Source organism: Pseudomonas sp. B20(2017), assembly GCF_002113125.1.
Classification (GTDB): domain Bacteria; phylum Pseudomonadota; class Gammaproteobacteria; order Pseudomonadales; family Pseudomonadaceae; genus Aquipseudomonas.
Window position 1 is genome coordinate 1 of sequence record NZ_NEJP01000023.1, and the last position, 17,319, is coordinate 17,319.

A 17,319-nucleotide genomic window follows, 5' to 3' on the forward strand; every position below is an offset into this window, starting at 1 on the left:
TAAACTTGCTCGGGTCGTATTCGCACTACTAAAGGGGCAGAGCGAATACCAGCCGAAAGCAAGTTGAGGGTTGCCCCTCAACCATAGAATCTCCCACAGGGGGGCCTTGCCCTCCTTCACGTCTCATACAGGGATTGGCGCTGTCCCTGATTTCCCCCACACCTTCACTTGTCCCCTCGCCCCTACCCGTGTAGAAAGCCTGTCCACAAATCGTGCACAAGGACTTTCCATGACCGCTCTGCCATGGCTCTATCTCGGGCTTCTAAGCCTTGGTTACGGATTAGCGCTGAGTTTCGGCCAGCTCGGCTGGCTGGCGCTGATCTCCATTGCACTGCTGGTTTTCGCCGGTTACGCCGTGCGCCAGCAAACCGTGCCGGTCGGGCGTTATCTCGGTCATGGTCTGTTTATCGTGCTGGCGCTGGCGCTGGCCTTGCACTGGCTTCCGGGCTTCTACAACGGTCGGGTCATCGAACCGCAGCGCTTCACCGACAACGCGGTGCCGTTCTCGATGTACCTGAATCTCGACAAACCACTGATTGGCTTCTGGCTGCTGATGGTCTGCCCATGGATCGTAGCGCGGCGCTCGTTGCGCCTGACCGTCTACGCGACCGCGCTGGCACTGACGCTGAGCGTGATTCTGGCGTTGGGCGGCGCGGTGTTGCTGGGCATGATCACCTGGGCACCGAAATGGCCCGACCAAGCGTGGCTGTGGGTGCTGAACAATCTGCTGCTGGTGACGCTGGTCGAAGAGGCGCTGTTTCGTGGCTATATCCAGGGCGGTCTCACTCGTTACTTCAAACACCTGCCCTACGGCGAAAACCTCGCGCTGCTGCTGGCGTCCCTGCTGTTCGGCCTGGTGCATGTGGGCGCTGGCTGGCAATGGGTGTTGCTGGCGAGCCTGGCGGGTGTCGGCTATGGTCTGGCCTATCGTTTCGGCGGGCTTGGTGCGGCAATCGCCACGCACTTTGGCCTGAACCTGCTGCATTTCGGTCTGTTCACCTATCCGATGCTCGCGGGTTGAAGCAAGGGCCGTTTTGCGACGCCGTACTTATAAATGAAAAAAAATTTCAATAAATGGCCGACCCCGCCGACAACCTTTCAAAGCCTTGCGGATTGAAAAACCATGCGTAACAACCAGCCCATTACACAACGCGAACGGACTTTCCCGGCTCAGCAACGGTTGATTTCCACAACCGACGCCAAGGGCGTGATCACCTACTGCAACGACGCTTTTGTCGAGATCAGCGGGTTTTCGCGTGAGGAACTGATCCGTGCGCCGCACAACCTGGTTCGTCACCCCGACGTCCCGGCGGCGGTGTTTTCGCACATGTGGGGCACACTGAAACAAGGCTTGCCATGGATGGGCATTGTCAAGAATCGCTGCAAGACCGGTGATCATTACTGGGTGAACGCCTATGTAACGCCGGTGTTCGACGGCAATCAGGTGATCGGTTACGAGTCGGTGCGGGTCAAACCCACCGCCGAACAGATCCGCCGTGCCGAAGCGCTCTACCAACGCATCAACCAGGGCAAGTCGGCGATTCCTTCGAGCGACAAATGGCTGCCGATCGTGCAGGACTGGCTGCCGTTCATTCTGGTCAGCCAGTTGAGCTTCATGATCGGCGCCACCCTGAACTCGCAGTGGGGCTTCGCCCTCGCCGCCGGTCTGTCGGTGCCGCTGGGCCTGCTGGGCCTGCAATGGCAACAACGCGGGCTCAAGCGCCTGCTGCGCCTGGCCGAGCAGACCACCTCCGACCCGTTGATCGCGCAGATGTACACCGACAGCCGTGGCGCCCAGGCGCGTCTGGAGATGTCGATCCTCAGCCAGGAAGCGCGCCTGAAAACCTGCCTGACCCGTCTGCAGGACACCGCCGAGCACCTGACCGATCAGGCCAAGCAGTCCGACGCCCTGGCGCACAACAGCTCCAGCGGTCTGGAACGTCAGCGCGTGGAAACCGAACAGGTCGCCACCGCCGTCAACCAGATGGCCGCCACTACCCAGGAAGTGGCGAGCCACGTCCAGCGCACCGCCGACGCCACCCAGGAAGCCAATCGCCTGACCGGTCGCGGCCGCGACATCGCCGGCGAAACCCGCGAAGCCATCCAGCGCCTGTCTGTCGTTGTCGGCGAAACCGGCCTGACCGTGACCCAACTGGCCAAGGACAGCGACGAAATCGGCGGCGTGGTCGACGTGATCAAAGGCATCGCCGACCAGACCAACCTGCTCGCACTCAACGCTGCAATTGAAGCCGCCCGCGCTGGCGAAATGGGCCGCGGTTTTGCCGTGGTGGCCGACGAAGTCCGCCAACTGGCGCAACGCACCAGCGAATCCACCGGCCAGATCCACGCCCTGATCGCCAAGTTGCAGCAGACCGCCACCAGCGCCGTACAAACCATGGAAGCCGGCCATCGCCAAGCGGAAGAAGGTGTGGCACGGGTTCTGGAAGCGGACCAGGCCCTGGTCGGCATCAGCGAAGCGGTGGCCAACATCACCGACATGACCACCCAGATCGCCGCCGCCACCGAAGAGCAAAGTGCCGTGGCTGAAGAAATCAGCCGCAACATCAGCAACATCTCGGAACTGGCGGACCAGACCTCGGAACAGGCGCATAACTCGGCGTTGCTGAGTGAAGAGCTGACGAAGACGGCTAATACGCAGTATTCGTTGGTGGAGCGGTTTAACCGCTGATTGTTCTGGCAATAAAGAAACCCCGGACAGCGAAAGCTTCCGGGGTTTTTATTGCCTGTCTGAAACGGATGTGGCCAGCACCGCCCTCTTCGTGGGCAAGCCCACTCCCACAGGCTTTAGCATTGGCCACAAAACCTCATAACACCACCCGCCCACTGTGGGAGCGGGCTTGCCCGCGAAGAGGCCCGGCCTGCTGGCGAAAATCTCACTCGAAAGGCGCGGACAGTGCCTACAACTGAATCAGACCCAACTGACTGGCAGGCGATGAAGCCTGGCTCTAGTTTGTCGTTCAAATCTATTCACAAGGGCTAGCCAGTATGAATACATCCCCTACGCAGAATCAGATGGTCACGACGGACAAACCTGTGAGAAAGGAAGTTCGGGGTGAACTGAAATTCCTTGATGTGCGGCGAGCGGCGCGTGATGGGCAGAAAGCATTCGATAAATTTGTGATCACTCGCAGGCTGTGACCTTTGATATCGATAAAAAAACCAGAAGCCAAACGCTTCCGGTTTTTTTGTGCCGTTTACTCCTTCGGCACGAGGTTATCCAACGCCTGATTCACCGCCAGCTCGCCCAACATCACGACTTGCGCAATACCCAACAGGGTCTTGCGGTTCGGCCCTTCCAGCAGGCCGGCAAAGTCGCCGAGCATGACCGTGGCTGACGCGAGCGACTCGCAGGCGTTGGCCAGCAGGGACTCCGTGTCGGTTTGCGGGTTGACCATGAACATGTCGTTTGGGGTGTAGGGCGTGGCCATGATCTTGGCTGCGGGGGTCAAGTAATAGTCGAGGGCGCGTTCGGCCGCGTCATGGAGTTTTCTTGAATCGGGAAATTCGTACGGGGACACCGGATCTTCTAACGGTGGAATGACGGTCTTGGACATCAGCTAAAACTCCGGACAAGAGTCGCTTGAGAATTTGTGTAGACGGCTGCCAGGCAGTGAGGGGACACCCCCCCTCACCGAGGCGGCAACTACCGCGAGACGTGATGGTTATCGAGCACACGATTGACCAGCAGCTCACTCAGCATGATGACCTGCTGCAGAATCTGCATCGCCTTGCGCTGCGACGGATCGACGGTGTCGCCAATGTCCCGGGCCATGTCACTGGCTGACGACAGCGTTTCGCACGCTTCGACCAGCAGCGTTTCGTCATCCATTGTGGGATTGACCAGATAGATCCTGCCGGGCTTGCGCGATGGCTTGGACGTCTTCTGCGCCCCAGGATCAAGGTAATGATTGATCGCCCGCTCGGTTGCCGATTTTATGTTTTCGGCTTCGAGTGCAACGTCATACGGGATTGAATCGGTATCTGGTGGGTTTGGTGTGGCTTTGAACATAGATAGAACTCCAATTCGAAAAATAGGAGCCATCACCCTCGCTACCAAACGGCGGGTGGCGGCCATGCGCGGGTTGGTAGACCGGTCGAATTGGGAAACCCGGCGCTCACGAATGAGCCCCACGCATGCCCACCATACAAAGCTGAACCTCAGAAAAGAGACAGCATTGAAGGTGTCGCAATAACCACAACTCGAATCGGGCTACCAAACCCAGCCACTTTTCAGTGACAGGGAAACGATATAGCCCTCTCCAAGCTGCGTAAGCCGGCGGATTCTGGCGTACGCGTAGGCAACGACGCAAGGTGTTGTAGCCCTTATGGCGTAACGGCTCGTGTACTTTAAACGTGGTTGCAGAATTACGTTTATGCGCCAAAAAGCCGGATGTTTGACTGTTCCTTTGCTGTGCTCTGGCAGACCGCTTTCGTCGGATCGCCACCCGGACCAAGCCCGCTCCCACAGGGATTGCATGCAGTCTGCAAGAACTGGTCGGCTGTCAGGCCGCCATCGCGAGCAAGCTCGCTCCCACAGGGATTGCGTGCAGTCTGTAAAAACTGGTCGGCTGTCAGGCCGCCATCGCGAGCAAGCCCGCTCCCATAGGGATTGCGTGCAGTCTGCAAGAACTGGTCGGCTGTCAGGCCGCCATCGCGAGCAAGCTCGCTCCCACAGGGATTGCGTGCAGTCTGCAAGAACTGGTCGGCTGTCAGGCCGCCATCGCGAGCAAGCTCGCTCCCACAGGGATTGCGTGCAGTCTGTAAAAACTGGTCGGCTGTCAGGCCGCCATCGCGAGCAAGCCCGCTCCCATAGGGATTGCGTGCAGTCTGCAAGAACTGGTCGGCTGTCAGGCCGCCATCGCGAGCAAGCTCGCTCCCACAGGGATTGCGTGCAGTCTGCAAGAACTGGTCGGCTGTCAGGCCGCCATCGCGAGCAAGCTCGCTCCCACAGGGATTGCGTGCAGTCTGTAAAAACTGGTCGGCTGTCAGGCCGCCATCGCGAGCAAGCTCGCTCCCACAGGGATCGCATGCAGTCTGCAGGAAACTGGTCGGCTGTCAGGCCGCCATCGCCAGCAGGCTGGCTCCCACAGAAACGAAAGCAGCTCGCATCCGCTTCTCACCACTCAACACGATGAGCGTTAGCTCGAGTACCGCTTTTGATCCTCGGGCGACGTCGGAAGGCTGAGCAGAGGGATTTATCCGGGGGTGGGAGCGCAGCGACCGTTTGGCGAAGCCAAACGCATCGAGAGGAGGTGCAGCGAAGCAAACCGTAGGCGATGCCCCCGGATGAATCCCGGAGCGAAGGAACCCCGAGCCTCAGCGAGCGGGCCGAACGTAGGAGCAAGCCTTTTTTTGCTTACTTTTTTGAGGCGTTTGTCAAAAAAGTGAGTCGCCGTAAGGGCGAAACCCTAAGCAGCCATCACCGCAGCAACGGATATACACACCGTCCCGGTTCAATTAAACACATATGGAACTGGTCGCCTAGCTGTCAGGTTTGACAGTAGACGCTCATCTTGAAGAAGGCATATCAAGTGTCTGGCGATCTATTAAAAGAACGCCAATCACCCTTCATGAAAAAGGAATTCAAGATGAGCAGCCATACTGTTTTTGTCCCTAAATCCAATAGCCCGGCGATCCTTGCAAATCAGTTTCACTGGAAATTCGGGAGCAACCCTGAAGTGACGGCTGATCGTTCCCTGTTTTATTTGCATGAATTTCCGCCAACAGGTGAACGGAACTGGTCAATCTCAGGATCGACTGGATCAATTCTTGACAGCGACTACTTCGCCTACAACATGACTATCCCGTACATCAATGACGCCCCTCTCAAAGCCACCTACACACTTAAAGACAAACTGAGTTTCAAACACAGCCATTCAATTCCCGCCCCGGATGGCTTTAATGGCTGGACTGTAGTCGATGCCGATGAAGCCACCCTGATCATAGACCTCGATCCTGCCAAGGGAATCGCAGTAGGTACTTTTGAAGCAAATTTCAAAAGTCATGGCTATCGGACACAGCCCATCGGACGCTTTAACCTGGTGATCAGTTAATAGCTTTCGCGGTTTCCGACATAAAGGATGTGCCCGGACTTTACCGGTCAGGGCTACATCTGAAGAAACCCTGCCACCCTCTCCGCCGCCGAAGCCAAATGCTGCTCATGCGTAAACCCGGAAACCTTGAGCGGCTTCAAATCATGATCCCCAGAGACCAACCAAAACACCTCAATACTCGGTGATAAATCGTAAGCCCCGACAGCGTCCCGATTGCCAAGCGCATCCCGCTCCCCCTGAACAATCAACGTCCGAGTCTGCAAAGAAGCCAAATGCTCAACCCGAGGCTTCTCCGGTTTCCCAACCGCATAAAACGGATACCCCAGGCAAACCAAAGCATCAGCGCCAAACTCATCGGCAAGAAGACTGGCCATCCGCCCCCCCATCGACTTCCCGCCAACCGCCAAAACCCCAGCGACATGACGTCGCACTTCAGCGAAAACCTCACGCCAGCACTCCTGCAATTTCCCCGCAGGATTCGGCGGTCGCTTAACCCCATCAACCCGCCGCTGCGCCATATAAGGAAACTCAAACCGCAACACGTTGATACCAAGCCCGGCAAGGCGCCCAGCCATATCGTTCATCCAGTCGCTGTCCATCGGCGCCCCGGCACCATGGGCAAGAATGAGCGTCGCCGAAGCCTCACCACTGGCCGCATCCCAAAGCCACCCGTGATCCCGCAGGCACTGCGCCCATTGATCCCCGTCAATACTGGCCTTGTGCTGTTTGTCCATGCTTGCCTCGCTTTTAGTCTGCCTATAACTCCAGGCGAAGGATTCGCGGCGTTTTCTGCGCGCGCTCACTTCGGCTGAACCGTGGATGGGGAACCATGAACACTTCTATCAGTACCGCCTACAACTACAAGGTGGTCCGCCAATTCGCCATTATGACGGTGGTGTGGGGCATCGTCGGCATGGGCCTCGGGGTTTTTCTCGCGGCTCAATTGGTCTGGCCCGAACTCAACTTCAACCTGCCGTGGACCAGCTTCGGACGCCTGCGCCCGCTGCACACCAACGCGGTGATCTTCGCGTTCGGTGGCTGTGCCTTGTTCGCCAGTTCGTTCTACTCGGTGCAGCGCACCTGCCAGACCCAACTGTTTGCGCCGAAAATTGCCGCCTTCTGCTTCTGGGGCTGGCAGCTTGTGATCCTGCTGGCGGCCATCAGCCTGCCACTGGGTTACACCAGTTCCAAGGAATACGCCGAGCTGGAATGGCCGATCGACATCCTGATCACCATCGTCTGGGTCGCCTACGCCATCGTGTTCTTCGGCACGATCATGCAGCGCAAGACCAAGCACATTTATGTGGGCAACTGGTTCTTCGGCGCGTTCATCATCACCGTGGCGATCCTGCACATCGTCAACAACCTTGAGTTGCCGGTGAGCTTCACCAAGTCCTACTCGGTATACGCCGGTGCAACCGATGCGATGGTGCAATGGTGGTACGGCCACAACGCCGTAGGCTTTTTCCTCACCGCCGGTTTCCTCGGGATGATGTACTACTTCGTGCCGAAACAGGCCGAACGTCCGGTGTATTCGTATCGCCTGTCGATCGTGCACTTCTGGGCGCTGATCACCCTGTACATCTGGGCCGGCCCGCACCACTTGCACTACACCGCGCTGCCGGACTGGGCGCAGTCGCTGGGCATGGTGATGTCGCTGATTCTGCTGGCGCCGAGCTGGGGCGGCATGATCAACGGGATGATGACCCTTTCGGGCGCCTGGCATAAGTTGCGCAGCGACCCGATCCTGCGCTTCCTGGTGGTATCGCTGGCGTTCTACGGCATGTCGACCTTCGAAGGTCCGATGATGGCGATCAAAACCGTCAACGCCCTCTCCCACTACACCGACTGGACCATCGGCCACGTCCACGCCGGCGCGCTCGGCTGGGTGGCGATGATTTCCATCGGCGCGCTGTACCACATGATCCCGAAAATCTTCGGCAAAGAGCAGATGCACAGCATCGGCCTGATCAACGCGCATTTCTGGCTCGCGACCATCGGCACCGTGCTCTACATCGCCTCGATGTGGGTCAACGGCATCGCCCAGGGCCTGATGTGGCGTGCGGTGAACGAGGACGGCACGCTGACCTACTCCTTCGTCGAAACCCTGGTGGCCAGCCACCCAGGCTTCGTCGTGCGGCTGATTGGCGGGGCGATCTTCCTCAGCGGCATGTTCCTGATGGCTTACAACACCTGGCGCACCGTGCGGGCCTCGCAGCCTGCTGACGTCGTTGCTGCCGCGCAGATGGCCTGAGGAGTCCGCCATGAAACACGAAACGATTGAAAAGAATGTCGGCCTGCTGATGCTGCTGATGGTGTTCGCCGTGAGCATCGGCGGCCTGACCCAGATCGTCCCGCTGTTCTTCCAGGACGTGACCAACAAACCGGTGGAAGGCATGAAGCCCTACACCGCGCTGCAACTGGAAGGCCGCGACATCTACATCCGCGAAGGCTGCGTCGGTTGCCACTCGCAGATGATCCGTCCGTTCCGCGCTGAAACCGAACGCTACGGCCACTACTCGGTGGCCGGCGAGAGCGTGTGGGATCACCCGTTCCTGTGGGGTTCCAAGCGTACCGGTCCGGACCTGGCCCGCGTTGGCGCGCGCTACTCGGATGACTGGCACCGCGCGCACTTGTACAACCCGCGCAACGTTGTACCGGAATCGAAGATGCCGGCCTACCCGTGGCTGGTTACCCAACCGGTCGACAGCAGCCACACCGAAACCAAGCTCAAGGTCATGCGCACCCTCGGCGTGCCGTACACCGACGACGACATCAGCGGCGCGGTGGCCAGCCTCAAGGGCAAGACCGAAATGGACGCCCTCGTCTCCTACCTGCAAGTGCTTGGCACTGCGATCAAGAGCAAGAGGTGATCGAGATGGCCTTAGAAATGAGCGCGGGGCTGATTCGCGGCCTCGGCACGGTCGTGGTGTTCGTGGCCTTCGTCGGCCTGACCCTCTGGGTGTTCAACCGCAAGCGCACGCCGGAATTCGCCGAAGCGCGCCTGCTGCCGTTTGCCGACGAGCCGCAACCCGACCCAACCCAAGCATCTGAAACAAGGAGTACCCGGCCATGACCACCTTCTGGAGTACGTGGATCTGCGTACTGACCATCGGCAGCCTGATCGGCCTGACCTGGCTGCTGGTCGGCACCCGTCGGGGCGAAACCAAGGGCAGCGTCGACCAGACCATGGGCCACAGCTTCGACGGCATCGAGGAGTACGACAACCCGCTGCCGCAGTGGTGGTTCATGCTGTTCGCCGGCACGCTGGTGTTTTCCGTGGGCTATCTGATCCTTTACCCGGGCCTGGGCAACTGGAAAGGCATCCTGCCCGGCTACGAGGACGGCTGGACCGGCGTCCACGAGTGGGAAAAGGAAATGAGCAAGGCCGACGCCAAATTCGGGCCGATCTTCGCCAAATTCGCCGCCATGCCGGTGGAAGAAGTGGCGAAGGATCCGCAGGCGCTGAAAATGGGTGGCCGTCTGTTCGCCTCCAACTGCTCGGTGTGCCACGGCTCGGACGCCAAAGGCGCGTTCGGTTTCCCTAACCTCGCCGACAAGGACTGGCGTTGGGGCGGCAGCGCCGAAACCATCAAGACCACCATCATGGGTGGCCGGATGGCGGCGATGCCGGCGTGGGGTGAAGTGCTGGGCGAGACTGGCGTGAAAAACGTCGCCGCCTATGTGCGTCATGAACTGGCGGGGCTGCCACTGCCGGCGGACAACAAGGCTGATCTCCAAGCGGGTCAGCAGGCGTTCAGCACAACCTGCACCGCCTGTCACGGGGCAAACGGCCAGGGCACCGAAGCCATGGGCGCGCCGAACCTGACGCATCCGGCCGGTTTCATCTACGGCACCGGCCTGACCCAACTTGAGCAAACCATTCGCCATGGCCGTCAAGGCCACATGCCAGCTCAGAGCGAGCTGCTCGGCAACGATAAAGTGCAATTGCTGGCCGCTTATGTGTACAGCCTGAGCAATGGATTGAATACAGAAAAACTGATTACCAAGGACAATAAAAAGTAATTATTGCGTACAAGACTGCCGCACGTTTCCAGTGCGGCAGTTTCCAGCCCCTTTGCGACGCATTGTCGCACCCCTTCACCCCCTCTCCTTTCGGTTACCCGGATTCGGGTCTACGCTTGCTCGATGCGGACTGGCCCGTGCCGGTTCCAGGTCGACCCTGAGCGAGGCGTTGAACGAATCGGCTGACTGACATGGCCGCAAAGGCCGGTAGATACCGGCTGTCGTGCCGATTACCGTCCGTCACCCGAACCGAGCGTTCGAACACACCCCGTTACATCCGACCGGGACCCCTCGCTTTTTTCGTCCGCTGCGACATTTTGCCCGAGGGCAATTTTGTCCTTACGCGGCGCATGGAAAGGCCGCAGAATCAGCGTTGGAAAGCATTGACCCAGGTCATGGCGCGTTGCATTGACCCCCTGCTTTCTACATACTTGCGGCCGATTTTAATCCTAATAAAACACCCAAACCGTGGAACCTTAGAATGAGCACAGCAATCAGTCCGACTGCTTATAACTATAAGGTAGTCCGCCAGTTCGCCATCATGACGGTGGTCTGGGGGATCCTTGGCATGGGGCTCGGTGTCTTCATCGCCTCGCAACTGGTCTGGCCGGAGCTGAATTTCGGTCTGCCGTGGACGAGCTTTGGACGCCTGCGCCCGTTGCACACAAACCTGGTGATTTTCGCCTTCGGTGGTTGTGCACTGTTTGCCACTTCCTACTATGTCGTGCAGCGAACCTGCCAGACGCGACTGATTTCCGACAGCCTCGCGGCCTTCACCTTCTGGGGATGGCAAGCGGTCATTGTCGGCGCGATCATTACCTTGCCGCTGGGTTACACCACCACCAAGGAATACGCGGAACTGGAATGGCCTCTCGCCATTCTGCTGGCCATTGTCTGGGTCACCTACGGTCTGGTGTTCTTCGGCACCATCACCAAGCGCAAGACCAAGCACATCTATGTCGGTAACTGGTTCTACGGTGCATTCATCGTGGTGACCGCGATGCTGCACATCGTCAACCACATGTCGCTGCCGGTCAGCCTGTTCAAGTCCTACTCGGCCTACTCGGGCGCCACCGACGCGATGATCCAGTGGTGGTACGGCCATAACGCCGTGGGCTTCTTCCTGACCACCGGTTTCCTGGGGATGATGTACTACTTCGTGCCGAAACAGGCCGAACGTCCGATCTACTCCTATCGTCTGTCGATCGTGCACTTCTGGGCGCTGATCACCCTGTACATCTGGGCCGGTCCGCACCACCTGCACTACACCGCGCTGCCGGACTGGGCACAATCGCTGGGCATGGCGATGTCGATCATCCTGCTGGCCCCGAGCTGGGGCGGCATGATCAACGGCATGATGACCCTGTCGGGCGCCTGGCATAAGCTGCGCACCGACCCGATCCTGCGCTTCCTCGTGGTATCGCTGGCGTTCTACGGCATGTCGACCTTCGAAGGTCCGATGATGGCGATCAAGACCGTCAACTCGCTCTCGCACTACACCGACTGGACCATCGGCCACGTACACGCCGGCGCACTCGGCTGGGTAGCGATGATCTCGATCGGCGCGATCTACCACATGATCCCGAAACTGTTCGGCCGCGCGCAGATGCACAGCGTCGGTCTGATCAACGCGCACTTCTGGCTCGCGACCATCGGTACCGTGCTGTACATCGCTTCGATGTGGGTCAACGGCATCACTCAAGGCCTGATGTGGCGTGCAATCAACGACGACGGCACCCTCACCTACTCGTTCGTCGAAGCGCTGCAGGCCAGCCATCCTGGCTACATCGTCCGTGCCCTGGGCGGTGCGTTCTTCGCCAGCGGCATGCTGTTGATGGCCTACAACGTGTGGCGCACCGTTCGCGCCTCGGACCCGGCTGAAGCTGAAGCCGCCGCCAAGATCGCCGTAGTTGGAGCTCACTGATGAAGCATGAAGCTGTCGAGAAGAATATTGGCCTGCTGGCCTTCTTCATGGTCATCGCCGTCAGCGTCGGTGGCTTGACCCAAATCGTTCCGCTGTTCTTCCAGGACGTCACCAACAAGCCGGTCGAAGGCATGAAGCCGCGCACCGCCCTTGAACTGGAAGGCCGCGACGTTTACATCGCCAACGGCTGTGTCGGCTGCCACTCGCAGATGATCCGTCCGTTCCGTGCCGAAACCGAACGCTACGGCCATTACTCGGTCGCCGGTGAAAGCGTCTGGGATCACCCGTTCCTGTGGGGTTCCAAACGTACCGGCCCGGACCTGGCCCGCGTCGGTGGTCGTTACTCCGATGACTGGCAGCGTGCGCACTTGTACAACCCGCGCAACGTCGTCCCCGAGTCGAAAATGCCGGCCTACCCGTTCCTCGTAGAAAACAAGCTCGATGGCAAAGACACGGCCAAGAAAATGGAAGTGTTGCGCACGCTCGGCGTCCCTTACACCGACGAAGACATCGCCGGTGCCAGGGATGCCGTGAAGGGCAAAACCGAAATGGACGCGCTGGTGGCCTATCTGCAAGGCCTGGGCACCATCATCAAAAGCAAACGGTGATTCTTAATGGATATCGGGATGATTCGAGGCCTGGGCACCGTTGTCGTGATGGTTGCCTTCATCGGTCTGGCGTTGTGGGTGTTCAGCCCCAAGCGCAAGTCGGAGTTTGAAGACGCGACCTTGCTGCCCTTCGCGGATGATCCCGAAGCCATCAAGCACGTCGAGCAAGCTTCTAGGAGTAACAAAGAATGACTACATTCTGGAGTCTGTACGTCACAGTCCTCAGTCTCGGTACGATCTTTTCCCTGACCTGGCTGTTGCTGTCGACCCGCAAGGGCCAGCGCAGCGAACAGACGGACGAGACCGTGGGCCACTCCTTCGACGGGATCGAGGAGTACGACAACCCGCTGCCGAAATGGTGGTTCATGCTGTTCGTGGGCACCATCGTCTTCGCTCTGGGTTATCTGGTGCTGTACCCGGGCCTGGGCAACTGGAAAGGCCTGCTGCCGGGTTACAACTACCTCGATACCGAGAAGCAGACCGCGTTCGCCAACGGCCAGACCGGCTGGACCGGCGTTCACGAGTGGGAAAAGGAAATGGCGCGTTCGGACGCCAAGTTCGGTCCGATCTTCGCCAAGTTCGCCGCCATGCCGATTGAAGAAGTGGCGAAGGATCCGCAAGCCCTGAAGATGGGTGGCCGCCTGTTCGCCTCCAACTGCTCGGTCTGCCACGGTTCCGACGCCAAGGGCGCTTATGGTTTCCCTAATCTGACCGACGCCGACTGGCGCTGGGGCGGCGAGCCGGAAACCATCAAGACCACCATCATGGGCGGTCGTCACGCCGTGATGCCGGCCTGGGCTGAAGTGATCGGTGAGCAAGGCGTGGCCGACGTGGCCGCGTTCGTGCTGACCAATCTGGATGGCCGCAAGTTGCCGGAAGGCACCAAGGCAGATCCGGCCAACGGCCAGAAACTGTTCGCCGCCAACTGCGTGGCGTGCCACGGCCCGGCGGGCAAAGGTACGCCAGCCATGGGCGCACCTGACCTGACCCACCCGGCCGCGTTCATCTACGGTTCGAGCTTCGCCCAACTGCAGCAGACCATCCGTTACGGCCGTCAGGGCCAGATGCCTGCTCAGGAACAACTGCAAGGCAACGACAAGGTTCACCTGCTGGCGGCTTATGTTTACAGCCTGTCCCACGGTGAAAAACCATCGGAAGCCGAGGCCCAGTAAGGCCAACGCCTGAAGCAAAAAAACGGCCCCGCCAATGAGAATTGGCGGGGCCGTTTTGTTTCTGCCCATTGAATGGCCGACCAGCGGTCAGGCTCTTCAGACCTTCCCGGTTGTGAGACGAGGCACGCGGTAGTAACGTTGCTACAAATCTTTTTCAGGAGAGGTCGCAATGATGGCCATCACCACCATTTCCAGCCGCGAATTCAATCAGGACACAGGCAGTGCCAAAAAAGCCGCGCGCAATGGGCCGGTGATCATCACGGATCGTGGCAAGCCCGCCCACGTACTGCTAAGCATTGAGGAGTACGAAAAACTCACCGGCCTCAACGCGAGCATCGTCGATCTGCTGGTCATGCCTGAAGCGGCAGACATCGAGTTCGAAACCGAGCGTGCCGTGATCACTCACCGCCCCGTGGATCTGTCCTGAATGTATTTGCTCGACACCAATGTAATTTCCGAACTGCGCAAACCCCAGGCCGACAAGAACGTTGTCGCCTGGGCCAGAACCGTCACCTCCCCTCGCATGTTTATCTCGTCCATTACGCTAAAGGAACTGGAGACCGGCGTCCTTCGCATGGAGCGCCTTGATCCGGCTCAGGGAAAGGTTCTGCGCACCTGGCTCAAGCGCCACGTGATGCCGGCCTTCGATGCGCGAATCCTGCCGGTCGATGCCGCTGTCGCCCTGCGCTGCGCGCGCATTCATGTGCCGGATCAGGCCAATGAAAGCGATGCCCTGATCGCGGCAACGGCGCTGGTTCATGGGTTGACGGTGGTCACCCGCAATGTTGCCGATTTTGAATCCAGCGGCGTTGCATTGATCAACCCGTGGGAGAGCCGAAACTCCGAGACCTTTTGATGCGCGCTGGCCGGCAATCAATCAGGGAAGCCGGCCGCCACCCAGACTGTCCATTGCGCCAGGCGGTTTGCGCTTGTCGCCGGTTTTCGACTGATTGTTGCTCACCTGAAGCCCTTCGCCTTTCGTCGACTCCAGCGCACCCAGAGCCGCCTGTATATACGAGACCACCAAAGGCGAACCGGGAACACTGACACTTAAAAGGTGCTTCAACGCCTCTATTTCCTGAGCGACACTCCATTCATTGCTCTTGAAGTCATCCATATCTGTTCATCCTTGAAAAAATCGAGATTGAAAAGCGTCGAACCGACAGACACTGCCGCGCCAGGACGCTTTACTCACGCACCCTACAATTGCTCACGCCTCGCCTCCAACGCTGCATTGTCACAGTGCATGTTCAGAAGCAGGCATGGCCCGCGAACGACGCGCGCCGAAAACCCGTCCATACTTAGCAAGTCAATTGATCTGCATCATGCTTTGTTACATTCGCTACACCATTCAGGTTTTTTCCCCAACGCGACCAAAGGTCGCACCCGTTCGTCGGTAGTACAGGCGTATCATTGCGCCACCGCAACACCCCTTTTTGACCCCGGTCGGCACGTATCGACCGAGGCATTTTTCCACTGCCGTGGGATGCAATGATGAGCAACCAGATTCCGGTACACGACGTCACGCCACCCAGCAAGAACGCGAACAACAGCGTCGACCTTTACGCCTCTCGAGAAAAAATCTACACCCGTGCTTTCACCGGCCTGTTCCGTAATCTGCGGATGATGGGCGGCGCGGCGCTGTTCCTGTTGTATTTCGGAACGGTGTGGCTGAACTGGGGCGGCCATCAAGCCGTATGGTGGAACCTGCCGGAACGCAAATTTTTCATCTTCGGCGCCACGTTCTGGCCGCAGGATTTCATTCTGCTGTCGGGCCTGTTGATCATTGCCGCGTTCGGCCTGTTTTTCATCACCGTGTATGCCGGGCGGGTCTGGTGCGGGTATACCTGCCCGCAAAGCGTGTGGACGTGGATTTTCATGTGGTGCGAGAAGGTCACCGAAGGCGACCGCAACCAGCGCATCAAGCTCGACAAGGCGCCGATGAGCGCCAACAAGTTCCTGCGTAAATTCGCCAAGCATGTGCTGTGGCTGCTGATCGGCTTCGTCACCGGCATGACCTTCGTCGGCTACTTCTCGCCGATCCGCGAACTGGTGTTCGAGTTCTTCACCGGGCAAGCCGATGGCTGGTCGTATTTCTGGGTCGGTTTCTTCACCCTCGCCACCTACGGCAACGCCGGCTGGCTGCGTGAGCAGGTGTGCATCTACATGTGTCCGTATGCGCGCTTCCAGAGCGTGATGTTCGACAAGGACACCCTGATCGTTTCCTACGATCCGCGGCGCGGCGAAAGCCGTGGCCCGCGCAAGAAAGGCGTCGACTACAAGGCCCTGGGCCTGGGCGACTGCATCGACTGCACCATGTGCGTTCAGGTCTGCCCGACCGGCATCGACATCCGCGACGGCCTGCAGATCGAGTGCATCGGCTGCGCTGCGTGCATCGACGCCTGCGACGCCATCATGGACAAGATGGATTACCCGCGCGGGCTGATCAGCTACACCACCGAACACAACTTGTCCGGGCAGAAAACCCATAAACTGCGTCCGCGCCTGATCGGTTATGCCGTTGTGCTGCTGGCGATGATCAGCTTGTTGGTAACGGCCTTCTTCATGCGCTCGCTGGTGGGTTTCGACGTCAGCAAGGACCGCGTGCTGTACCGCGAGAACGCCGAAGGCCGGATCGAAAACGTCTACAGCCTGAAGATCATGAACAAGGATCAGCGCGACCACACTTATGTGCTGGAAGCTGCCGGCTTGCCGGATCTGCGCCTGCAAGGCAAACGCGAGATCAAGGTGCCGGCCGGGGAAATCTTCAGCATGCCGGTCGAACTGTCGAGCGCACCTGAACAATTGCCTTCGAGCACCAACGAGGTGAAATTCATCCTCAAGGATGCCGATGACGACAGCGTCCACGTAGAAGCCAAGAGCCGTTTCATCGGCCCACAAAATCGTTGAGAGAACTGAACATGCCCGCAGCAAACGCCGCAAGTCCCTGGTACAAGCACCTTTGGCCATGGATCATCATCGGGATTCTGGCCTGTTCGGTGACCCTGACGCTGTCCATGGTGACCATCGCGGTGAACAACCCGGACAACCTGGTCAACGACAACTACTACGAGGCCGGCAAGGGCATCAACCGTTCACTGGACCGCGAACTGCTGGCCCAGACCTTGAAGATGCGCGCCGCCGTGCATCTGGATGACGTCACCGGCGAAGTCGACCTGCGCCTGAGCGGCGACAGCCAGCCGAAAACCCTGGAACTGAACCTGATCTCGCCGACCCAGCCGGAGAAGGATCGCAAGATCGTCCTGGCTCGCAGCGAGACTGAAACCGGCCGCTACATCGGCCAGTTGAGCGACAAGATCGAAGGCCGGCGCTTTGTTGAGTTGCTGGGCACTCAGGACGACCACGTGTGGCGGATGTTCGAAGAAGAGCTGGTCAGCCATGACAAGGATTTGTTGCTGGGTGATGAGCCGCTGCAGGGTGCTGAAGACCTGAAGAAATAAGCCTTACTCTGATCGCTCCCACGCTCTGCGTGGGCACGCAGCCAGGGACGCTCC

Annotated in this window: 19 protein-coding genes; 15 read left to right on the forward strand and 4 right to left on the reverse strand. The window is 59.1% G+C overall.

The genetic code is table 11. The annotated features are described in order from the left end of the window. The first annotated feature begins 229 nt into the window (after positions 1-229). Positions 230-1,021 carry a CPBP family intramembrane glutamic endopeptidase gene (locus CAF63_RS25970; RefSeq protein ID WP_085690121.1) on the forward strand — a complete coding sequence of 264 codons (792 nt, stop codon included), beginning with the start codon at positions 230-232 and terminating at the stop codon, positions 1,019-1,021. A gap of 102 nt (positions 1,022-1,123) precedes the next feature. Then, entirely contained in the window at positions 1,124-2,689 is a 1,566-nt protein-coding gene (locus CAF63_RS25975) for a PAS domain-containing methyl-accepting chemotaxis protein (protein WP_085690123.1), read from the forward strand. Between the two features lie 526 nt (positions 2,690-3,215). On the opposite strand, the gene CAF63_RS25980 is transcribed toward CAF63_RS25975, so the two are convergent. Both CAF63_RS25980 and CAF63_RS25985 read right to left on the reverse strand, forming a co-directional pair. Continuing rightward, on the reverse strand, positions 3,216-3,575 hold the full coding sequence (locus CAF63_RS25980; protein WP_085690125.1) for a DUF6124 family protein: 360 nt from the start codon (positions 3,573-3,575) through the stop codon (positions 3,216-3,218). 89 nt (positions 3,576-3,664) lie between these two features. Then, complete coding sequence (locus CAF63_RS25985) at positions 3,665-4,030, reverse strand: DUF6124 family protein (RefSeq protein ID WP_085690127.1); 366 nt, start codon at positions 4,028-4,030, stop codon at positions 3,665-3,667. A 1,579-nt stretch (positions 4,031-5,609) separates the two neighbouring features. On the opposite strand from CAF63_RS25985, the gene CAF63_RS25990 reads away from it, so the two are divergent. After that, entirely contained in the window at positions 5,610-6,074 is a 465-nt protein-coding gene (locus CAF63_RS25990) for a hypothetical protein (RefSeq protein ID WP_085690129.1), read from the forward strand. Between the two features lie 53 nt (positions 6,075-6,127). Here CAF63_RS25990 and CAF63_RS25995 read toward each other — a convergent pair whose 3' ends face one another. After that, positions 6,128-6,808, reverse strand: coding sequence for an alpha/beta family hydrolase (locus CAF63_RS25995; RefSeq protein WP_085690131.1), 681 nt, complete (start codon positions 6,806-6,808; stop codon positions 6,128-6,130). A 95-nt stretch (positions 6,809-6,903) separates the two neighbouring features. Here CAF63_RS25995 and ccoN (CAF63_RS26000) point away from each other — a divergent pair, with 95 nt between their 5' ends. From ccoN (CAF63_RS26000) to CAF63_RS26045, 10 genes are all read left to right on the forward strand, one after another. After that, positions 6,904-8,328, forward strand: a complete 1,425-nt coding sequence (gene ccoN / locus CAF63_RS26000) for a cytochrome-c oxidase, cbb3-type subunit I (RefSeq protein ID WP_085690133.1) — start codon at positions 6,904-6,906, stop codon at positions 8,326-8,328. 10 nt (positions 8,329-8,338) lie between these two features. Then, positions 8,339-8,947: a cytochrome-c oxidase, cbb3-type subunit II gene (gene ccoO, locus CAF63_RS26005; RefSeq protein ID WP_007960355.1), complete on the forward strand. Its 609-nt coding sequence runs from the start codon at positions 8,339-8,341 to the stop codon at positions 8,945-8,947. A 5-nt stretch (positions 8,948-8,952) separates the two neighbouring features. After that, positions 8,953-9,150 carry a cbb3-type cytochrome c oxidase subunit 3 gene (locus tag CAF63_RS26010; RefSeq protein WP_085690240.1) on the forward strand — a complete coding sequence of 66 codons (198 nt, stop codon included), beginning with the start codon at positions 8,953-8,955 and terminating at the stop codon, positions 9,148-9,150. Further along, positions 9,147-10,100 (forward strand): cytochrome-c oxidase, cbb3-type subunit III, encoded by a 954-nt coding sequence (gene ccoP, locus CAF63_RS26015; RefSeq protein ID WP_085690135.1) that lies wholly within the window; start codon positions 9,147-9,149, stop codon positions 10,098-10,100. Before CAF63_RS26010 ends, ccoP (CAF63_RS26015) begins: the two co-directional genes overlap by 4 nt. Positions 10,101-10,581: 481 nt before the next feature. Next, a complete protein-coding gene (ccoN, locus tag CAF63_RS26020; protein WP_085690137.1) occupies positions 10,582-12,024 on the forward strand; it encodes a cytochrome-c oxidase, cbb3-type subunit I in 1,443 nt (480 codons plus the stop codon). Then, on the forward strand, positions 12,024-12,632 hold the full coding sequence (gene ccoO, locus CAF63_RS26025; RefSeq protein ID WP_011333287.1) for a cytochrome-c oxidase, cbb3-type subunit II: 609 nt from the start codon (positions 12,024-12,026) through the stop codon (positions 12,630-12,632). Before ccoN (CAF63_RS26020) ends, ccoO (CAF63_RS26025) begins: the two co-directional genes overlap by 1 nt. Before the next feature lie 6 nt (positions 12,633-12,638). After that, complete coding sequence (locus CAF63_RS26030) at positions 12,639-12,824, forward strand: CcoQ/FixQ family Cbb3-type cytochrome c oxidase assembly chaperone (protein WP_003175465.1); 186 nt, start codon at positions 12,639-12,641, stop codon at positions 12,822-12,824. Further along, positions 12,821-13,804: a cytochrome-c oxidase, cbb3-type subunit III gene (ccoP, locus tag CAF63_RS26035; protein WP_085690139.1), complete on the forward strand. Its 984-nt coding sequence runs from the start codon at positions 12,821-12,823 to the stop codon at positions 13,802-13,804. The genes CAF63_RS26030 and ccoP (CAF63_RS26035) overlap by 4 nt, the downstream gene beginning before the upstream one ends. Before the next feature lie 172 nt (positions 13,805-13,976). After that, entirely contained in the window at positions 13,977-14,231 is a 255-nt protein-coding gene (locus tag CAF63_RS26040) for a type II toxin-antitoxin system Phd/YefM family antitoxin (protein WP_178081326.1), read from the forward strand. Then, positions 14,232-14,660, forward strand: coding sequence for a type II toxin-antitoxin system VapC family toxin (locus CAF63_RS26045; protein WP_085690143.1), 429 nt, complete (start codon positions 14,232-14,234; stop codon positions 14,658-14,660). It abuts the gene before it with no gap. Between the two features lie 21 nt (positions 14,661-14,681). Here CAF63_RS26045 and CAF63_RS26050 read toward each other — a convergent pair whose 3' ends face one another. Next, positions 14,682-14,921, reverse strand: coding sequence for a hypothetical protein (locus CAF63_RS26050; protein WP_085690145.1), 240 nt, complete (start codon positions 14,919-14,921; stop codon positions 14,682-14,684). A 377-nt stretch (positions 14,922-15,298) separates the two neighbouring features. On the opposite strand from CAF63_RS26050, the gene ccoG reads away from it, so the two are divergent. Both ccoG and CAF63_RS26060 read left to right on the forward strand, forming a co-directional pair. After that, complete coding sequence (gene ccoG, locus CAF63_RS26055) at positions 15,299-16,714, forward strand: cytochrome c oxidase accessory protein CcoG (protein ID WP_085690147.1); 1,416 nt, start codon at positions 15,299-15,301, stop codon at positions 16,712-16,714. 11 nt (positions 16,715-16,725) lie between these two features. Beyond that, a complete protein-coding gene (locus CAF63_RS26060) occupies positions 16,726-17,265 on the forward strand; it encodes a FixH family protein (RefSeq protein ID WP_007951661.1) in 540 nt (179 codons plus the stop codon). Positions 17,266-17,319: the final 54 nt, after the last annotated feature.

Excerpts from the sequence above, each read along its gene's own strand:
- CAF63_RS25985 (WP_085690127.1), bottom strand. The coding sequence starts at position 4,030 with ATGTTCAAAGCCACACCAAACCCACCAGATACCGATTCAATCCCGTAT.
- ccoN (WP_085690137.1), top strand. The coding sequence starts at position 10,582 with ATGAGCACAGCAATCAGTCCGACTGCTTATAACTATAAGGTAGTCCGC.
- ccoP (WP_085690135.1), top strand. The coding sequence starts at position 9,147 with ATGACCACCTTCTGGAGTACGTGGATCTGCGTACTGACCATCGGCAGC.
- CAF63_RS26045 (WP_085690143.1), top strand. The coding sequence starts at position 14,232 with ATGTATTTGCTCGACACCAATGTAATTTCCGAACTGCGCAAACCCCAG.
- CAF63_RS26060 (WP_007951661.1), top strand. The coding sequence starts at position 16,726 with ATGCCCGCAGCAAACGCCGCAAGTCCCTGGTACAAGCACCTTTGGCCA.
- CAF63_RS25990 (WP_085690129.1), top strand. The coding sequence starts at position 5,610 with ATGAGCAGCCATACTGTTTTTGTCCCTAAATCCAATAGCCCGGCGATC.
- ccoO (WP_007960355.1), top strand. The coding sequence starts at position 8,339 with ATGAAACACGAAACGATTGAAAAGAATGTCGGCCTGCTGATGCTGCTG.
- CAF63_RS25970 (WP_085690121.1), top strand. The coding sequence starts at position 230 with ATGACCGCTCTGCCATGGCTCTATCTCGGGCTTCTAAGCCTTGGTTAC.
- CAF63_RS26050 (WP_085690145.1), bottom strand. The coding sequence starts at position 14,921 with ATGGATGACTTCAAGAGCAATGAATGGAGTGTCGCTCAGGAAATAGAG.
- CAF63_RS25980 (WP_085690125.1), bottom strand. The coding sequence starts at position 3,575 with ATGTCCAAGACCGTCATTCCACCGTTAGAAGATCCGGTGTCCCCGTAC.
- ccoG (WP_085690147.1), top strand. The coding sequence starts at position 15,299 with ATGAGCAACCAGATTCCGGTACACGACGTCACGCCACCCAGCAAGAAC.
- ccoP (WP_085690139.1), top strand. The coding sequence starts at position 12,821 with ATGACTACATTCTGGAGTCTGTACGTCACAGTCCTCAGTCTCGGTACG.
- CAF63_RS25975 (WP_085690123.1), top strand. The coding sequence starts at position 1,124 with ATGCGTAACAACCAGCCCATTACACAACGCGAACGGACTTTCCCGGCT.
- ccoN (WP_085690133.1), top strand. The coding sequence starts at position 6,904 with ATGAACACTTCTATCAGTACCGCCTACAACTACAAGGTGGTCCGCCAA.
- ccoO (WP_011333287.1), top strand. The coding sequence starts at position 12,024 with ATGAAGCATGAAGCTGTCGAGAAGAATATTGGCCTGCTGGCCTTCTTC.
- CAF63_RS26040 (WP_178081326.1), top strand. The coding sequence starts at position 13,977 with ATGGCCATCACCACCATTTCCAGCCGCGAATTCAATCAGGACACAGGC.
- CAF63_RS26030 (WP_003175465.1), top strand. The coding sequence starts at position 12,639 with ATGGATATCGGGATGATTCGAGGCCTGGGCACCGTTGTCGTGATGGTT.
- CAF63_RS25995 (WP_085690131.1), bottom strand. The coding sequence starts at position 6,808 with ATGGACAAACAGCACAAGGCCAGTATTGACGGGGATCAATGGGCGCAG.
- CAF63_RS26010 (WP_085690240.1), top strand. The coding sequence starts at position 8,953 with ATGGCCTTAGAAATGAGCGCGGGGCTGATTCGCGGCCTCGGCACGGTC.